Origin of the sequence: Campylobacter concisus (assembly GCF_015229955.1) — a bacterium.
GTDB lineage: Bacteria > Campylobacterota > Campylobacteria > Campylobacterales > Campylobacteraceae > Campylobacter_A > Campylobacter_A concisus_AT.
Genome location: NZ_JAAKYZ010000007.1, coordinates 11979 through 29139, shown reverse-complemented (window position 1 = coordinate 29139; position 17161 = coordinate 11979). Strand labels below are relative to the sequence as shown.

General features: G+C 35.0%; 14 protein-coding genes. 2 read left to right on the top strand and 12 right to left on the bottom strand.

From position 1 onward, the window contains the following. Position 1: 1 nt before the first annotated feature. The 11 genes from G6W45_RS08635 to G6W45_RS08585 form a co-directional block, all read right to left on the bottom strand. Positions 2–802, bottom strand: a complete 801-nt coding sequence (locus tag G6W45_RS08635; RefSeq protein ID WP_072594061.1) for an FkbM family methyltransferase — start codon at positions 800–802, stop codon at positions 2–4. Between the two features lie 2 nt (positions 803–804). Further along, entirely contained in the window at positions 805–2118 is a 1314-nt protein-coding gene (locus G6W45_RS08630) for a flippase (RefSeq protein ID WP_194168204.1), read from the bottom strand. Then, positions 2115–3926, bottom strand: a complete 1812-nt coding sequence (locus tag G6W45_RS08625) for a 2-aminoethylphosphonate aminotransferase (RefSeq protein WP_194168203.1) — start codon at positions 3924–3926, stop codon at positions 2115–2117. The genes G6W45_RS08630 and G6W45_RS08625 overlap by 4 nt, the downstream gene beginning before the upstream one ends. Positions 3927–3971: 45 nt before the next feature. Continuing rightward, positions 3972–5036, bottom strand: a complete 1065-nt coding sequence (locus tag G6W45_RS08620) for a thiamine pyrophosphate-dependent enzyme (protein ID WP_194168202.1) — start codon at positions 5034–5036, stop codon at positions 3972–3974. Continuing rightward, positions 5036–6337: a phosphoenolpyruvate mutase gene (aepX, locus tag G6W45_RS08615; protein WP_194168201.1), complete on the bottom strand. Its 1302-nt coding sequence runs from the start codon at positions 6335–6337 to the stop codon at positions 5036–5038. The genes G6W45_RS08620 and aepX overlap by 1 nt, the downstream gene beginning before the upstream one ends. 19 nt (positions 6338–6356) lie before the next feature. Beyond that, positions 6357–7394 (bottom strand): GDP-L-fucose synthase family protein, encoded by a 1038-nt coding sequence (locus tag G6W45_RS08610; RefSeq protein ID WP_103579987.1) that lies wholly within the window; start codon positions 7392–7394, stop codon positions 6357–6359. 3 nt (positions 7395–7397) lie between these two features. Further along, positions 7398–8540 carry a GDP-mannose 4,6-dehydratase gene (gene gmd, locus G6W45_RS08605; RefSeq protein ID WP_194168200.1) on the bottom strand — a complete coding sequence of 381 codons (1143 nt, stop codon included), beginning with the start codon at positions 8538–8540 and terminating at the stop codon, positions 7398–7400. Between the two features lie 3 nt (positions 8541–8543). After that, the gene (locus G6W45_RS08600) at positions 8544–9914 is read right to left on the bottom strand and encodes a mannose-1-phosphate guanylyltransferase/mannose-6-phosphate isomerase (protein WP_194168199.1); all 1371 of its coding nucleotides are present in this window, start codon (positions 9912–9914) and stop codon (positions 8544–8546) included. A 111-nt stretch (positions 9915–10025) separates the two neighbouring features. After that, a complete protein-coding gene (locus tag G6W45_RS08595) occupies positions 10026–10913 on the bottom strand; it encodes a DNA-binding protein (RefSeq protein WP_194168198.1) in 888 nt (295 codons plus the stop codon). A 66-nt stretch (positions 10914–10979) separates the two neighbouring features. Continuing rightward, complete coding sequence (metE, locus tag G6W45_RS08590) at positions 10980–13253, bottom strand: 5-methyltetrahydropteroyltriglutamate--homocysteine S-methyltransferase (RefSeq protein ID WP_194168197.1); 2274 nt, start codon at positions 13251–13253, stop codon at positions 10980–10982. A 537-nt stretch (positions 13254–13790) separates the two neighbouring features. Then, complete coding sequence (locus G6W45_RS08585) at positions 13791–15287, bottom strand: C69 family dipeptidase (protein WP_194168196.1); 1497 nt, start codon at positions 15285–15287, stop codon at positions 13791–13793. A 201-nt stretch (positions 15288–15488) separates the two neighbouring features. Between G6W45_RS08585 and rpmI the strand changes: the two genes are divergently transcribed. Together rpmI and rplT are read left to right on the top strand one after the other, a co-directional pair. Further along, the gene (rpmI, locus tag G6W45_RS08580; protein ID WP_054195943.1) at positions 15489–15680 is read left to right on the top strand and encodes a 50S ribosomal protein L35; all 192 of its coding nucleotides are present in this window, start codon (positions 15489–15491) and stop codon (positions 15678–15680) included. A gap of 99 nt (positions 15681–15779) precedes the next feature. Beyond that, on the top strand, positions 15780–16136 hold the full coding sequence (rplT, locus tag G6W45_RS08575) for a 50S ribosomal protein L20 (RefSeq protein ID WP_009295119.1): 357 nt from the start codon (positions 15780–15782) through the stop codon (positions 16134–16136). Between the two features lie 236 nt (positions 16137–16372). Here rplT and dapF read toward each other — a convergent pair whose 3' ends face one another. Further along, positions 16373–17116 (bottom strand): diaminopimelate epimerase, encoded by a 744-nt coding sequence (gene dapF, locus G6W45_RS08570; RefSeq protein ID WP_194168195.1) that lies wholly within the window; start codon positions 17114–17116, stop codon positions 16373–16375. Positions 17117–17161: the final 45 nt, after the last annotated feature.

The window sequence follows — 17161 nt, the reverse complement described above, 5'->3', positions numbered from 1 at the left end:
TCTATAGCAACTCTCCACCAAGAGATTGCTTTAAGTAATCTTTATGCACATAGATATCATCCAAGCCGATTATTCTTCCCCATAAAACAAAATCATTTTTTAACATAATTTTTCTTATTGACTCATCTCCATAAATCGGAGAGCAAGGAGGGTTATTTTCTATAGTTAATACATTAATTCTAACGGCATTAAAATCAATTCCTTCTAATACATTTAATTCGTGCCCTTCAACATCTAATGATAAATAATCTATATGAGTAATATTTTCCTCTTTCATAACTTCTCTAAAGGTCCTAGCCTTCACTAAAATTTCTTCCGTTTCATATTCATAATCTATAGTTCTTGTTTCTTTGACAAAAGAAAGCATGTCTTCCCATCCGGTGGTATTTTTTACAATAGTAAAAACCATTTCCTTTTCAGCATCAGAAAGAGCATAAGAAAAAAGCTTTGCCTTCCTGTGCCTAATCCAAAGATCAGCCAGATACGGCAAAGGTTCAAAGGCTACACCGTGCCAGCCTAATTGCTCGAAATATAAAGTATTATTTATCTTTAACGGATGATTCCCGCCAATGTCGCAAAAAAAACCATCTTTTTTATTTTTAAAAAAATTTTCATATATGATATAATCTTGATTATCTTGTGAGAATAATTTTCTATTGCCCTGAGAAATAGGACCAAATATTTTTAAGTTTGGGTAGTTATCTTTTAACTTATTAATAACCTGTTTTTTTCGCATTTCACTCAATTTTCTATATAGTCTTGGCATTATTATTTTTGCCATTCTTCTAATTTTAGATTGCATTTTTATTCCTTAACATTATTTAGTGGTGTCCAACATACTAGTTTTAAATAATAATATTCTCTTAATTTCGGATCCAACAAATCAAAAACATAACTTACACATATTAGTGTAATTAGTGTCGCCATAGCAGCACCAACAACACCATGTGTATTAATTAAAATATAGTTAAGTACTATATTAATTAATACACCAAATGTGCTTTTATATAAATACCTTGACTCAAATTTTTCAACATAGAGTATTTTTACAAAAACTGCATCAATCGATGCAAAGATAATACACCATGAAAGGACAGATAAAATATGCGGGGCACTAGCAAACTTTTCACCATATAATATTGTAATAATAAAACTACTACAAAAGGTCATTATTAAGGCAATCGGAATAGATATCCACAATACCAATCTATAAAGTTTTTCAAGTAGTTTTAAATAGCTGTCTTGATTTTGTAATTTTAATTCTACTAATTTTGGATATATAGAAGCCACGATAATACTAGGAATAAAATAAAACAGTTCACTAACTCTTATTGCTGCTGCATAGTTCCCATTTGCATCGTCCCCAAGCATATGTTTTATCATAATTTGATCAGTTCTTGTATATATAAATGCTGTTATAGATACCATAAGCATTGGTATAGAAATTTTTATATATTTTTTTAACAATACTTTTTCAATTTTCCAACCTAATATATTTCCGCCCTTGTAATTATATATAAACAAACAACTCAATGCTAAAAAAAGACTATCGAACACAAGCGCATATGCAAAATACATTAATGGCATACTAAAATAAACTAATAATATTTTTATAAAAGATGAAACCAAAAAACCTGTATTACTAGCAAAAACTATATATTTTGATAAAACTCTTGCTTGGAAAAAACTTTCAATTAAAATATAAAAAACTTGAAAAATAACAGTTATTGCCACTATATTTACTAATAACCTAGTTTGAGATTCTTTATAAATAAAAAAACTTAATATAAAAATAACTCCCATGGATATAATAGACGAGGTAAGCATCATAAAAAATGCGGTTCCAAGCACCTTATCTACATTATTTTGATCGTTTACAATATCTCTTACTATAATTTGACTTAGACCTAAAGAGGCAAATGCAATAAATATACTTACAAAGCTCTGAGCATATGAAAGCAAACCAAACCTTTCTGGGCCCAAATATCTTGTTAAATATATAACTACAAAAAAAGATATTAACATTTTGAAAATCTTATCAAAAAGTAAATATGATGTATTATTAAAATATTTCATAAACTCATTATTTGATTTTAATGATTTTATTTTTTTAATCATCTGTTTAAATACTCTTTTAAAATTACAATAAAATCTTCAATATCTTTACTATCTATCTGCCCTATATTTGCAATCCTAAAAGTATTAAATTCTGCCACCTTTCCAGGGTAAATAGTAAAGCCTCTCTCATAAAAATAATTATGCATATCATTAAAATCTATACCATCAGGTATATGAATAGAAGTGATAATTTTAGAGTGATATTTGTCATTTACTAAATAAGTTAACCCCATCTCTTTTAGGGCTTTTATTAAAGTTTCCCAAGATTTACAATACCTCTTGTATCTATTTTCTATACCCTCATCTTTAGCTTCAATAATAGCTTGCTTAAGAGCATATATGGTTTGTACTGGTGGAGTAAATCTCATTTGATAATTTTTTTTAAAATTATCATACTGTTCATAAAGACTTAAATAAAAAGTTCTTGGTGTTATGTTTTTTAACTCATCCAAAGAAGATTTTTTAGCAACTACAAAACTGACACCGGCCATACCTTGAATATTTTTGTTACTACTAGAGGCCAAATATGAAATATTTTGTTTTTGCATATCGATTGGGATAGCAGCATAAGAACTCATAGCATCTACTATAAACTCTATATTATATTGTTTTGCCAATTTTCCTAAATCACTAAGGTTATTTAAAATACCCGTAGTAGTCTCGTTGTGTATAACAGCAAGATGAGAAATGGAGCTATTATTTTGCTTTATTACTTCCTTTACTTTTTTTAAGTCCACTGGCTCTATAGATGAACTTTTAAATTCTATATATTTTATCTTATATCTTGATGCTATTTGACACATTCTTGTTCCATAAGCACCATTATTTATAATCAGTATGCTCTTATTGTATGGAACAACGGAAGTTAATATAGCTTCTACAGCTGCTGTACCACTTCCACCAAATAATACCGTGGTATAGTCATTAGTATTAGCAACAATACTTGTAAGTTCGGACGAAACATATTCCATGATATCACCAAATTCTTTTTCTCTTGGGCAAATATCTGGTACAACTTGAGCCATTTTGACAGTATCGGTTGTTGTTGCTGGCCCTGGATTTAATAATATATTTCTTTTAATTTTCATATTTTTTGCCTTTATTTTAGGTAGTATTTTTTCAATTGCTCTTCTTAAATGGTCTTTGTCATCTATCTCACACCATATAAGACCGTTTATCTTTTTAACAAAAAATGAACTTTTACTTGAAATTTTAGCCATGATATTTTCATAATCTATTTTTAGATTATCTTGTTTTTCAAAGGTCTCACACATAATCTTATAATTTTTTATTGAAACTTTCGATATCCCAACAAGTTCTCCGTATATAGATCCTAATTCTTCTCTTTTTTTTGACAAAGAAACAAGATTATAATTTTCATCGATCTCTATATACACTTCATCATTCGAATTTGTTTTATCACTTGCCAAAACAATATTGTCCAATTCATCTTCAAGAAGAAATTTTAATGCATCTTTTTCATATAATAAATCAGATTCAAGGAGCAAAAAATCATCATTTAACTTTTCTTTCATACAATAAAGAGTATACATACTACTAGTTATCTCGTACTTATCACTTTTAACTGTTTCTATTTGTGGATAATTAAGTGAAAATTTTTCATATATTTCAGCCAAATAGCCAGTACCTATATATATTTTTTCAATTCCACATGATAATAAATTATCTATACTTCTTTTGACAAGAGAAATGCCTTCTATTTCTAAAAGACCTTTTGGTTTTAATTTTGTCCTTTCTTTTAATCTACTTCCGAAACCTGCTGCCAGTATAACTGCTGTATTTATCATATCTTTTTTTAAAATATCCCTTTTATTAAGTTTATTTGTATATTTTTAATTAAATTTATTAACTTTTATAACTTCTAGTGGCGGTCTTGGCACTTCATTGTCTAGACCACACTTCACATGGATAAATTTTAATCCTTTAATAACTTTTACTTTTTGTTCAAATTCTTCAATACCATAAACTATGTTATCAACTACATATAGTCCACACGCTTTTGCGATGCTTATATAATCTAAATGCTTTTGATATGTACTCTGTCCACCGGTAGATTTATTTGACTCATTATCAAATAAAATATAAGTTAAATTTACATCGTTTTTATATCTTCCAGCAGTAGTAAGTCCACCCATATGCATAACAAATTCTGCATCACCTCCACATACTATAACATTTTTACCTACCTTAGCAGCTCCAAGTCCAATACTTAAAGCTCCACCCATATTTCCAACCATATAAAAATTATTTGTATTTTTCATAAATGTATACATTTCTCTTGATGTGTTTCCGGTGGTTCCAATAATTAGCACATCATTATCTTTAAAAATTCTATTCAAAGCCTCTAAAAACTTACTTCTAGGAATATAAATAGACAAATCCAATTTATTTTTGTCCTCAAGCTCAACCTTAGTAAAACTATTTTTTTCTATAATCCCAATAGTTGGTGTATTATTGCAGATTTCAATTTGTCTTATGGCATCATTAATACTATTATTATCTAATATCTGGCTCTTATATCCATATGCAGATATAAGAGACGGCAATCCTGTTGCTAGATGCTCATGTTGTATTTCACTATCTCCATCACTATACGTTCTCCAACTAGATAAAATCGGAAAAGTAATATTATATGGTTTTAATAGGCTGGTAATGCAACTACCCATGTTTGTAATACCACTGGACTGGACTAATACAATTGGCTTTTTATCTGCCATTTTTAAACCAGATGCTATACTGCAAGCAACTGCCTCACTGGCACATGGGACATACTCAATATTCGGATTATTTATTGCCTCATTTATAACATATTTTATAAAACTACATGGAACAACGCAAAGATGTGTATATCCGTTCGCTATTAATCTACTAATAAAATCTCTTGTATCAAGTGCCATTATTTTGTACCTGGTATCAGTTCTAAAATAGCCTTTATGGGCATACAGTCAGGTTCTGCTTCAAGCGACCTTTTATGTTTTAAAATAGACTTTGCAACCTTCATCATACCTGGATAAGCAGCCCTTAACATATGGTTTGCATATATCACAACATTTACCCCCATTTCAGAAAATTCATCTATTGTAACAGTATTAAATGATGTTGGAACAACTACTATAGGGGTACTATTGTCTTTTTGTCTAAACTCTTTTATAAAATTTATTATTTCAGTTGGGTCTTTTTTTCTTGAATGTATCATTATTCCATCTGCGCCAGCATCTATATATGCAAAAGCTCTTTTTAGAGCATCTTCCATACCTTTATCCAAAATTAAGCTTTCAATTCTAGCAATAATCATAAAATCATCTGTAATTTGTGCCTTTTTGCCAGATTTGATTTTATAACAGAAATTTTCTACAGTATCTTGTGTCTGCTCTACTTCTGTTCCAAAGAGAGAATTTTTCTTTAATCCAGTTTTATCCTCAATAATTACAGCGCTAACTCCAATTCTCTCTAATGTTTTAACAGTAAATTCAAAGTGTTCCGGTTTTCCTCCAGTATCTGCATCATATATAAGAGGCTTTGTTGTTACTTCAAAAATCTCATTTATGGTTGTTAACCTGGCTGTAGTATCTACAGCCTCAATATCTGGTTTGCCTTTTGAGGTAGAATCAGTAAGTGAACTAGACCACATACCATCAAATGTTACAATCTCTCCATCTTCTAGTACTTCACTAGCATTTTCAACAATAAGACCGCTTAAAGCATTATGAACCTCAAGTATTTTTAAAACTTTTTTTGCTTTTAGTAGTTTTTTTAACCTGCTTTGTCTGGCAGTAGATGTTATGCCTAATTTTCTAATATTTTCCTTTACTTTTATTTCATTTATATCATGACTATAAGGCACTTCTATTAATTTTCCATTCCATTGTCTTAATAATTCTAAAGCCTCTGTACGATATTTTTTTTGATAACCAAATTGCCAATCATCACCATGAATAACAAAATTTGGTTGTATTTTTAACAAATTATCTTTATAACTGGCACTATCTTGTGGAACAATATTTTTTATCATAGAAAGATTTTCTAGAACTTCTTTCCGTTTATTATAATCTAAATAAGGAATATCATTTAACTCACCACATGCTTTTAATGTCAAAAGACCAACTGTAACTTCTCCGTATTTTGCGGCTTCTTTTAAAATTTTAATATGTCCGGCATGTACCAAATCAGCTATTATACTTACATAAACTTTTTTCATTTATTACTTTCTTTATTTTTTAATACCACTTATAAAGCATCTTTATTCCATCTTCAAGCTCTACTTTATGTTTCCAACCAAGAGAGTGGAGCTTAGAGGGGTCCGTTAGTTTTAACATCGTGCCATCAGGTTTGCTATCATTAAAGCACAGCTCTCCTTTAAAGCCAACTATATTTTTAACCAAATTTGCTAGCTCTTTTATAGATATATCTTTGCCAGTACCTATATTTATATGCGTATTTCTTATCTCTTTGCTATTTTTGTCATAAGTATCTTTAAAGTCTCTATTTTCCAGTAAAAATATGCAAGCATCGGCCATATCTTCTGAATATAGAAACTCTCGCCTAGGTTTTCCTGTGCCCCAAATTTCTACTCTATCTTTTGAAATACCAAATTTACCAAGATAAGCCATAGCCTCATTTATATCTTTTGCTTTTAGATCTTTTACCACTGCGTCAAATTTTTCTTCGCTTAAAAGCTTTGCTAGGTGTATCTTTCTTATAAGTGCTGGCAATACATGCGAAGTTTCTAGATCAAAGTTGTCGTTTGGACCATATAAATTTGTAGGCATAACAGATATAAAATTTGTGCCGTACTGTAAATTATAGCTCTCACACATCTTCATGCCGGCTATTTTAGCGATCGCATATGGCTCATTTGTGTATTCAAGTGGAGATGTCAAAAGCACCTCCTCCCTCATTGGTTGCGGAGCATTTTTAGGATATATACAAGTACTTCCCAGAAATAGTAGTTTTTTTACCTTATGCACATAGCTTTGATGGATCACATTATTTTGAATTTGCAAATTTTCATAGATAAAATCAGCTCTATACGTGCTATTAGCCACTATTCCGCCGACCTTTGCAGCAGCTAGCACCACATACTCAGGCTTTTCTTTTTCAAAAAACTCATAAACTGCTTTTTGATCCATTAGATCAAGCTCACTATGAGTTCTTGTGATTATATTTTCATAGCCTTTTGATTTTAAATTTTTCACTATAGCAGAGCCTACCAGTCCTCTGTGTCCTGCTATATAAATTTTGCTATTTTTATCCATTTCTTACTCGAAATAGCTCATTGTCTCATATCCGCCATCTTTTAGATAGACATCTTTTGTCATGAGCTTTAAGTCCGACTTCATCATATCGTTTACTAGATCTTGAAGCTTAAATTCTCTCTTCCAGCCTAGTTTTTTCTCTGCTTTACTCGGATCTCCAAGTAGCAAATCAACCTCCGTTGGCCTAAAATATCTTGGATCTACGCAAACCACAGTTTGTCCGATACTTAAATGTAATATATCTAAATTTAACTCTTTTGCTTTTTCAAAATTTAGTGAGTCCACGACTCCTACCTCATCTACACCAGCCCCTTCAAATCTCAAATTTATGCCAGCATAAGCAAATGCAAATTTTACAAAATCTCTAACCGCTGTTGTTTGTCCAGTTGCTATCACCCAGTCTTCTGGCTCTGGGGCTTGTAGTATCATCCACATCATCTTTACATAGTCTTTTGCATGGCCCCAGTCTCTTTTGGCATCTAAATTTCCAAGATAAAGCTTGTCTTGAAGCCCAAGCGCTATCTTACTAGCTGCTCTTGTGATCTTTCTGGTTACGAATGTCTCGCCTCTAACTGGTGATTCGTGATTAAACAATATGCCATTACAAGCAAAAATGCCATAAGCCTCTCTATAATTAACCGTTATCCAGTACGCATACATCTTTGCGACTGCATAAGGACTTCTTGGATAAAATGGAGTCGTTTCGCTTTGCGGCGTCTCTTGTACTTTTCCGTAAAGCTCAGATGTAGAGGCTTGATAAATTTTAGTCTTTTTCTCAAGCCCTAATATCCTTATAGCTTCAAGTAGTCTAAGAGTGCCTGTGCCATCAGCATTTGCGACATATTCTGGTGTCTCAAAGCTAACATGTACATGGCTCATGGCAGCTAGGTTATAAATTTCATCTGGCTGTACTTCTTGAATGATCCTTGTTAAATTCATAGAGTCCGTCATATCACCATAATGTAAGAAAAAGTTTCTATTATCAACGTGTGGATCTTGATAGAGATGGTCTATTCTATCTGTATTAAAAAGGCTCGTTCGTCTTTTTACGCCATGGACTATATAACCTTTTTTTAGTAAAAATTCCGCCAAATACGATCCATCTTGACCAGTTATACCAGTTATTAACGCTACTTTTTTATCCATAAATCACCTTTTAAAATCATCATCTAGGCGAATTATATCATCTTCACCTGTATATTCACCGACCTGAGCTTCTATTAAAACCACAGGAATTTTTCCTTCATTAGACAGCCTATGAATTTCACCCATTTTTATATAGATAGACTCATTAGGACAAATGAGTCTAGTTGTCTCACCTATCGTCACAGTGGCACTTCCTGATAGTACTATCCAGTGCTCATTTCTATGAAAATGCTTTTGTAAAGATAGTCTTTTGCCAGGTTTTACCTCTATTATTTTTATCTTATAACCATCTTGATTTTCAAGGATAGTGTAGTTTCCCCAAGGCCTATTTGTCGTGACATGGGCATTACAAAGCTCAGAGCTCTCCTCTTTTAAAATTTCTACTACATTTTTTACTTTTTGGCTAGAAGATTTTTTAGATATTAAAAGAGCATCTTTTGTATCAACAACAGTTAAATCATCGACATCTATTAAGGCTATTTTTTTGCCACTAGATAGGACTAGATTATTGTGAGAATTTATCTGTAACAGATCACTATTTATTGTATTACCATTGATATCTTTTGGCAGCTGCTCATCCAAACTATCAAAGCTTCCAAGATCACTCCAAGGCGCATCTGAAGCTACCATTTTTACGATACCAGACTTTTCCATTACAGCATAATCTATGCTATTTTGTGGGATATTTTGCATATCGGTAGTGTCTATTTTAATATCAAATTCGTCTTTTTTTGCGTTGTCAAAAGCTACTTTGCATGCTTCAAATATCTCAGGAGCAAAAATTTTCATCTGATCCAAGAAAATGCCTGCCTTAAAGACAAACATACCTGAATTCCAGTAGAAATTTTGATCTTTTAGGAATTTCACTGCCCTTTCATAGTCTGGCTTTTCATAAAAGGCCTTTACATCGCCATTATAGCTCTCTATATATCCAAATCCCGTCTCAGGTGACCTTGGCTTTATGCCAAAAGTAACTAAGAAATTTTGCTCTGCCAGCTCTTTTGCAGCTTTTACACTTGTATGGTATGCTTTAATGTCCTTTATCAAATGATCCGATGGCGTTACTAAAACAATCTCATTTGGATCAAGTGCGAGGCAAGCTAGTGTGATCGCTGGTGCAGTATTTCTACCAACTGGCTCAAGTAGATATTTAAAATTTGTGATATTTAAATTTTCTATCTGATCCATCGCCAAGTAGTAATGATCGATATTTGTAATCACAAATGTATTGTCACAAATTTCACTATTCCGTAGTGCAGTTAGCTGAAAAAGTGACCTGTCATCAAATAATTTAATAAATTGTTTTGGCATTAAAGTCCTGCTAATAGGCCACAACCTCGTACCAGAACCACCACATAATAATATATTTGTCATAAATTTTATCTACTTTAAAATGAGCTTAAAAATCTTATATAATTAAATCTAAAAAAGACTAAGAACTTACTAAAACCACATAAAATATAAGTTTTGATAGCTTTTAAACTATCAAAACACCTCTCTCATCTTATGTGTTAGTTCTAGGCTCGCTTCTATCTCAGCTCTTTTTGCCATTACGCTCTCTATATTGACACCGACATTTATGCCAAGCTTTTTAGCAAATTCATAAAGCTCTGCGAAATTTTCAAGGCAAATTTGTGATGCCGTGGCTAAAAAATCATCACTCTCAAGCATCCTTTTTTCGCTCTTTTCATCAACGCTTATGCCAAGCCACTTGATAAACTCTAGCGTTTTTGGCGTGCCACAAGTCGTAAAAGTTAAAATTATAGGCAAATTTAACCCACTTTTTGCCACGCTTGTTAGTAAATTTTTAGCCAAATTTATATCAAAAACCGCCTGCGAGATGAAAAATTTTGCTCCCATTTTTGCCTTTTGGCTCATTCTTTGCTCTTCATCGCCCTTTTTAGCATGCCTCTCAGCTATGCAAACACCGCCCACTACAAGCTCTTTAAACTCGTCTCTAGCGATCTCATAAGCACGCTCTAAGCTCATTTTAGGCTCTACCTTGCCAGAAGCAACGCCAACAAAGACATTTATATCGCTGCTACTTTTGGCTAAATTTGCTCTAAATTCGCTCTCATTATATTTGTTCGCGACTCTATAAAAGATGCTTGGTGTCTTTAAATTTAGATACTTTGAGTAGTAAATTTCAGGGCTTAATGTATCACTAAATTCAAAGGTTCGCTCGCTTTTTATGCGGCTACTTTCGTCTTGGATCTCGTAAAGCACCAAGCCATCAGCCTGCACGTCTGTGATCCTCTTGTCCCATTTTGCAGCGATCTCTTTAAGCTTAGCCTCGTCAAATTCAGCCTTTGGCGGCGTTAGGCCATAAAGCACTATGCCACTTTCATTGTTTATGATCTTATCTTTTAACATTTTCTAACTTTTTTTGAAATTTAAACGGAGTTTAGCGCCTAGGCTTGCTAGACGCTAAAATTTGAATTATAGATCTCTCACGATCTTGACAGCTTCCACCATATTTTTAAGGCTTGGCTCGACCTCTTCCCATTTTCTGGTTTTTAGGCCGCAGTCAGGGTTGATCCAGAGTTGCTCTTTTGGCAAGACTTCAAGCAGAGCTTTGATCTGAGCGACGATCTCCTCGACACTTGGCACGCGTGGGCTGTGGATGTCGTAAACGCCAGGTCCGACCTCTTGTTTGTAGCCAACGGCTTTAAAAATTTTAAGTAGTTCGTTGCCACTTCTTGCGGTCTCGATACTGATAACATCAGCATCCATTGCCTCAATGGTCTTAATAATATCGTTAAATTCAGAGTAGCACATATGCGTATGGATCTGAGTTTTTGCTTCAGCCGAGCTTACTGAAAGCTTGAAGCAATCAACCGCAAATTTCTCATAAGCTGGGATATTTTCAGCTCTTAGCGGATAGCCCTCTTTAAACGCTGCCTCATCGACTTGGATCACTCTGATGCCCGCATTTTGAAGGTCTGCGATCTCGTCATAGATACAAAGCGCAAGCTGTTTTGCTACCTCGCTTCTTGGAAGATCATCACGCACAAAGCTCCAGTTTAGCATAGTCACAGGTCCAGTTAACATGCCCTTCATTACGTGTTTTGTGATGCTTTGAGCGTATTTCATCCACTTAACAGTCATAGGCTCTGGGCGGCTTACGTCACCAAAGAGAAGTGGTGGCTTGACGCAGCGGCTGCCGTAGCTTTGTACCCAGCCATTTTGGCTAAATGCATATCCGCTGATCTGCTCGCCAAAGTACTCAACCATGTCATTTCTCTCTGGCTCGCCGTGTACTAGCACGTCTAGGCCGATATCCTCTTGAAATTTCACGCAGTGATCGATATATTTTTTGATGCCTGCTTCATAAGCGGCCGCATCGATCTCGCCTTTTTTGAAATTTTGGCGAAGTACGCGAAGATCAACCGTTTGAGGGAAGCTACCTATCGTTGTTGTTGGCAAGATACCGTATTTTAGTGTTTCACGTTGAATTTTGATACGGTCTTCAAATTTCTCATCACGCTCAAATTTGCTTAAATTTTTGATGCGTTTTTGAACGCTTTCAGAGTGGATGAGCTTTGAAGTGGCGCGAGTTTTAACAGCATTTTTATTTTCTTCATAAATTTTTGTTTCGCTCTCATTTAGCTTCTCGCCGTTTGCAAGTTTTGTGATGATCTTGATCTCATCAAGCTTCTCAACCGCAAAACTTAGCCAGCTTTTGATCTCAGGGTTTAAATTCTCTTCATATTTTAGCGTGTATGGCACATGTAGAAGTGAGCATGAAGTGCCGATGTAAAAGTCTTTGCCGCCTATTTTCTCTGAAATTTCACGAACAAGTTTTACCTTATCATCGATGTTGCTTTTCCAGATATTTCTGCCGTCGATCACGCCTGCAAATAGCGTCAAGTGGCTATTTTTGATAGTCTCAAGTGCTTCGAAATTTCTCTTGCCGTGGATGAAGTCAAGTGCGATGCCGTAAATTTTAGTTTTAGCCACTTCGCTAACTGCCTTGATCGCATGCTCAAAATATGTTGCAAATACGATCTTAACGTTGCTAGCTACGCTTGTTAGCTCGTTATAAACCTTTGTGATAAGTGGCAAAAGGTCGCTTTCATTTTTGTCTGTTACAAAGATCGGCTCGTCAAACTGCACTAAAATTTCATCATCAAGCTTAGAAATTTGCTCAAGTAGCTTTTTATACTCGCCTACAAGCGCGTCAAGGTGCTTAAATGGGCAGCTGCCGTCAGTCGTCTTTGAAAGAGCCAAAAATGTGATAGGGCCGATCAAATTTACCTTGCCTTTTACGCCGTTAGCCTTCGCCTCTTTGTATTCATTTAAAATTTTGTCCGCTTTTAGGCTAAATTTACTCTCGCTGCTAAGCTCTGGCACGATGTAGTGGTAGTTTGTATTAAACCACTTTGTCATCTCCATCGCAACGCCATTTTTGTTGCCTCTTGAGCAAGCAAAATATTGCTCCAAGCCGCTTAAATTTGCAAATCTTGGAGGCGTAGCGCCAAAAGCGATGATGTTATCAAGCATTAAGTCATAAAATGAAAAATCATTAACGCTAATAGCCGAAATGCTAGCATCTTGTTGATAATTCCAGTGTCTTTGGCGAAGCGTCTTTGCAGTCTCTTGCAAATTCTCTTCACTAAAGCCCTCTTTGCCAGCCCAAAAGCCCTCTAACGCACGCTTTAACTCTCTTTTTTCTCCGATTCTTGGAAAACCTAAAACATAACTTTTTATCATTTTTATCCTTTTTAAATTTCTATTTTAAATTAAATCTGTGCAAAGCACAGCAACTTTGAATATTTTTATGCAGGTACAAAGGGTTAGAATTACGAAACCGCCCCCTTATCCCTACAACCCAAAACCCCAGCACGTTCGATGTTGTTGCGCTGCGCACAAGTCTGGGTTACCCAAAACGAGGTGGATGACACCCGCTTCTTCTTAGACTAAAGTAAAATTTATAAAAAACCCTGCTAAAAAGATCCTTGCCAAATTTTAAACACTGCTTAGCTTTGCTATTAAAAATGCAGTTACAATGCAGCGGACCTGCTAGCAAAAAGGGATTTATTTCAATATAAAAAAATGTGAAATTGTTTAAAAATTTGCGTGATTTTTGAAAATCGCTGATATGTTTTTTGCCGAGATTAATGAGCTTTATGCATGGGACAAGGCATCAGCGTTTTTCCTTTGAGATAAATTTTGTCCGGCATTATAAACGCTCTTTGCCAAATTTTTGTTTAAAGTTTGGGCGCTACTAAATTTCACGCCCAGATTTTTTTAGTCTTTTTTACCTTTATTTAGGGATTTTAGCTTAGCATCCATATCAGCTGTGAGCATCGTAAAGACCTTATTTGTAAGCTGCTGAGTTAGATCTTTAGCCTCTTGCATAGTCTTTTGGCTAAATTCATTTAAGAGTTTGTCCGCTTTTTTCTTATCTTTTTTGTAAAGCTTCATGTACTCATCTTCAAATTTAGCCTGTTTTACCGCCAACTCCTTTTCAAATTTAGCGTAGGCCTCTTTAACCACTGGCGAATACTTCTCATAATCAGTCATCACAAGGGTTTGAAGCTTTCTATAAACCCAGTATATTGAGGTGTCATCAGCGTCGTATGAGCCATCTGAGTAGCCTTTTATAAAGCCATCAAGTCCCTCGTAATACGGCAAATAAACACTAAGATCAGCCATGCCAAGAGCTACATATGTCACGCGGCCGATCTCTTTTGGTAGCCAAGGGCGCACCTGCATGACGTGAGACTCGTATGTTCTAAAGACGCTTATGGCACGGTAGATGTTTTTCTTATCTTCGTCTTTGCTAGCGTAGTTATCAAACGCAGTGCCGTTGTAGTGGGCTCTCATCGCAGCTTTTAGGTCTTCAACACTTAGTTTTTTCTCTGGTTTTAAAAATACTGGAAATTTCTGACCATCGGCGAAGTCTTGTTTTAAGCTTGGGTTAAACATGCTTTGAACCCAGCAAACGCGTGGGTAGTTATAAGTCATATCCCTCTCATCGTCTCTTGTATAGGCTTTTGTAAAGTTAAATTCTCCATCTTTTGCAGGGTCATAAGTCTTGTTATCGATCGCAAATTTGATCACATCTTTTGCTCCCATGAAATTTGGATCATTCTCTTTATAGTTTTGAAGTCTGCCTTGATTTGCCGTGACAAAATACTCATCTGGAGCGATCTTTGTAGCGATCCATTTGTGGCCTGTACCAGTCTCAAAGTACCAAAGCTCATTTGCATCGATAAATACCACACCAAAGCCCTCTCCAGCACCCTTTGTCTCTACTATTTCGCCAAGAAGCTTAACACCCTCTTTTGCACTCTTCATACGTGGCAAAAGCACGTCTGGGATGTCATCCTCGGTGATACCGCTCTCTTCGTTATATGGGTCTATCTTTAAAAGCTCGTCTTTTGCGTAAATAGTCTCAGTGCCGCTTAGCCCAACCCCTGCCTCATTGTAGCCGACCGCTCCATGAAGCTTTGTGTGCGAGTTTGCGATGGTTGTGTATCTCATACCATCTTTTGGAAGCGGATATGTAAAGTCATTTGCGCCGTCATGGGCTTTTGAGCTATGCATGCCAGTTTGGTTTTTCTTTGCTGGATGGATCAAAAAGACTTGAGCTTTTATAGCCTTACTGTCTGCGCTCCTAGCGACCAGCATGGAGCCGTCATTTGAAGCTTTATCTCCTACTAAAATGGTAGTGCATGCCAAGCTACTTGTGCCTAAAATCGCACTCATAGCAACGATTGATGCAAGAATTTTGCCTTTCATTTTTACTCCTTTAGTGAAATAAAATTTCTTTATGTGATTATATGCAATTTTTAATAATTTAATTATAAATTTTAAAATTTTTTTAAGTTTAATGTAAATTTATTGCAAATTTTGTCTAAGTGAAATTTAAATTTCCTAAAGGATTTTTCGCTATAATCCAAAACTTACGCAATTGCGTATAAAACTTCAAAAAGGATTAGCATGCCAAAGATGAAAACCGTTCGCGGTGCTGCTAAGCGCTTTAAAGTAGGTAAAAATAAGATAAAAAGAGGCTCTGCTTTTAGAAGCCATATCTTAACAAAAAAACCTAGTAAGCGTATGAGAGACCTTCGTGGACCACACTACGTGGATAGCACAAACGTCTCAGCCGTTCGCAAAATGCTCGGCGTATAAAGCAGCGTAGATTTAAGTTTTTGACAAAAAGTCATTCAAACTCCCCCAAATTTAGGGGCAAGACTCACTTCGTGAGCGCCAATTTGTAAAAGGATAAATATGGCAAGAGTAAAAACAGGCGTAGTTAGAAGAAGACGCCATAAGAAAGTTTTAAAGCTAGCACGTGGCTTTTTTAGTGCTAGACACAAACACTTTAGAAAAGCTAAAGAGCAACTAGAGAGAAGTTTAGTTTACGCATACCGCGACAGACGCCAGAAAAAACGTGATTTCAGACGTTTATGGATCGTTCGTATCAACGCAGCTTGCAGACTAAACGACATTAGCTATTCAAGATTTATCAATGGCTTAAATAAAGCTAACATCGAACTTGATAGAAAAATTTTAGCTGATCTAGCTATGAATGACGCGAAGGCATTTGCGGCACTTGCAAAACAAGCAAAAGATGCTTTGAAATAACACCTTTTCTCCGCTTCGGCGGAGATCTTCTTTTTTTTAAATTTCTATTCAAATTTTTATTAAAATTTATTTTTCGAGACTTTAACTTAGTTATTTTGTATTCAAATTTTAAATTAATACCACTATAAAATTTTACTTCATCAGCTAGGCGCAAATTTAGTAATATAAATTTGAAAAATTTGCTTACCATTGCTAACCAAACTAGCCAAGAGCAAGTATAAAACTCGCTCTAAAAACTAAATTTCAATACTTGTATCAAAACAGTGTTTCACCGCTCCGCTAAATAAAATTTTGCCGTTTTTAAGCCCAAGACCAAGCTCCTCGCCGCTTTTTGGATAGACTTTTAGGCATTGCGCTGCGTTTAAATTTAAAGTAGCGCCGTAAAAGCAAGCCGCCATGCCAGTGCCACAAGCTAGCGTCTCGTCCTCCACGCCCCTTTCATAGGTTCTCACCTTTAAAATTCCATCCTCAAATTTGGCTAAATTTACATTTGCATTGTATTTTTGACGAAGTGCCCTGCACTCTTTGACGTCAAATTCATCTAAATTTTGTGTGAAATTTACAAGATGTGGCACGCCTGTATCGTAAAAATACCAAGTTTTGCCGCCTTCATTTAGTGGCTCGCTTAAAATTTTTGGACTTGTTAGCACAACCTCGACACACTCGTTTTTCACACTTGCCACAACCTCGCCACTACCAGTTAGCAAGACAAATTCGTTTGAACTAACAAGACCATTTAGATAGGCATATCTAGCAGCCGCGCGCGAGCCATTGCCACACATCGCAGCGTAGCTTCCATCGCTGTTGTAAAACTCCCATTTCACGCCCTTTTCGTAAGGCAAAAGCACGATGAGTCCATCAGCTCCCACGCCGTTTGTTCGGTTACAAATTTGCCTTGCTAGCTCACTTCTATCTTTACTCAAAAAAGTATGAAATATGACAAAATCGTTGCCACTAGCGTTATACTTTGAAACTCGCATTATTTTTCCTTTAAAATTGCTCTACTTTTTACCAAATTTATATAA

Bases quoted from the DNA above. Each gene is read 5' to 3' on its own strand.
- G6W45_RS08635 (WP_072594061.1), bottom strand. From the start codon at position 802: ATGCAATCTAAAATTAGAAGAATGGCAAAAATAATAATGCCAAGACTA.
- G6W45_RS08630 (WP_194168204.1), bottom strand. From the start codon at position 2,118: ATGATTAAAAAAATAAAATCATTAAAATCAAATAATGAGTTTATGAAA.
- G6W45_RS08625 (WP_194168203.1), bottom strand. From the start codon at position 3,926: ATGATAAATACAGCAGTTATACTGGCAGCAGGTTTCGGAAGTAGATTA.
- G6W45_RS08620 (WP_194168202.1), bottom strand. From the start codon at position 5,036: ATGGCACTTGATACAAGAGATTTTATTAGTAGATTAATAGCGAACGGA.
- aepX (WP_194168201.1), bottom strand. From the start codon at position 6,337: ATGAAAAAAGTTTATGTAAGTATAATAGCTGATTTGGTACATGCCGGA.
- G6W45_RS08610 (WP_103579987.1), bottom strand. From the start codon at position 7,394: ATGGATAAAAATAGCAAAATTTATATAGCAGGACACAGAGGACTGGTA.
- gmd (WP_194168200.1), bottom strand. From the start codon at position 8,540: ATGGATAAAAAAGTAGCGTTAATAACTGGTATAACTGGTCAAGATGGA.
- G6W45_RS08600 (WP_194168199.1), bottom strand. From the start codon at position 9,914: ATGACAAATATATTATTATGTGGTGGTTCTGGTACGAGGTTGTGGCCT.
- G6W45_RS08595 (WP_194168198.1), bottom strand. From the start codon at position 10,913: ATGTTAAAAGATAAGATCATAAACAATGAAAGTGGCATAGTGCTTTAT.
- metE (WP_194168197.1), bottom strand. From the start codon at position 13,253: ATGATAAAAAGTTATGTTTTAGGTTTTCCAAGAATCGGAGAAAAAAGA.
- G6W45_RS08585 (WP_194168196.1), bottom strand. From the start codon at position 15,287: ATGAAAGGCAAAATTCTTGCATCAATCGTTGCTATGAGTGCGATTTTA.
- rpmI (WP_054195943.1), top strand. From the start codon at position 15,489: ATGCCAAAGATGAAAACCGTTCGCGGTGCTGCTAAGCGCTTTAAAGTA.
- rplT (WP_009295119.1), top strand. From the start codon at position 15,780: ATGGCAAGAGTAAAAACAGGCGTAGTTAGAAGAAGACGCCATAAGAAA.
- dapF (WP_194168195.1), bottom strand. From the start codon at position 17,116: ATGCGAGTTTCAAAGTATAACGCTAGTGGCAACGATTTTGTCATATTT.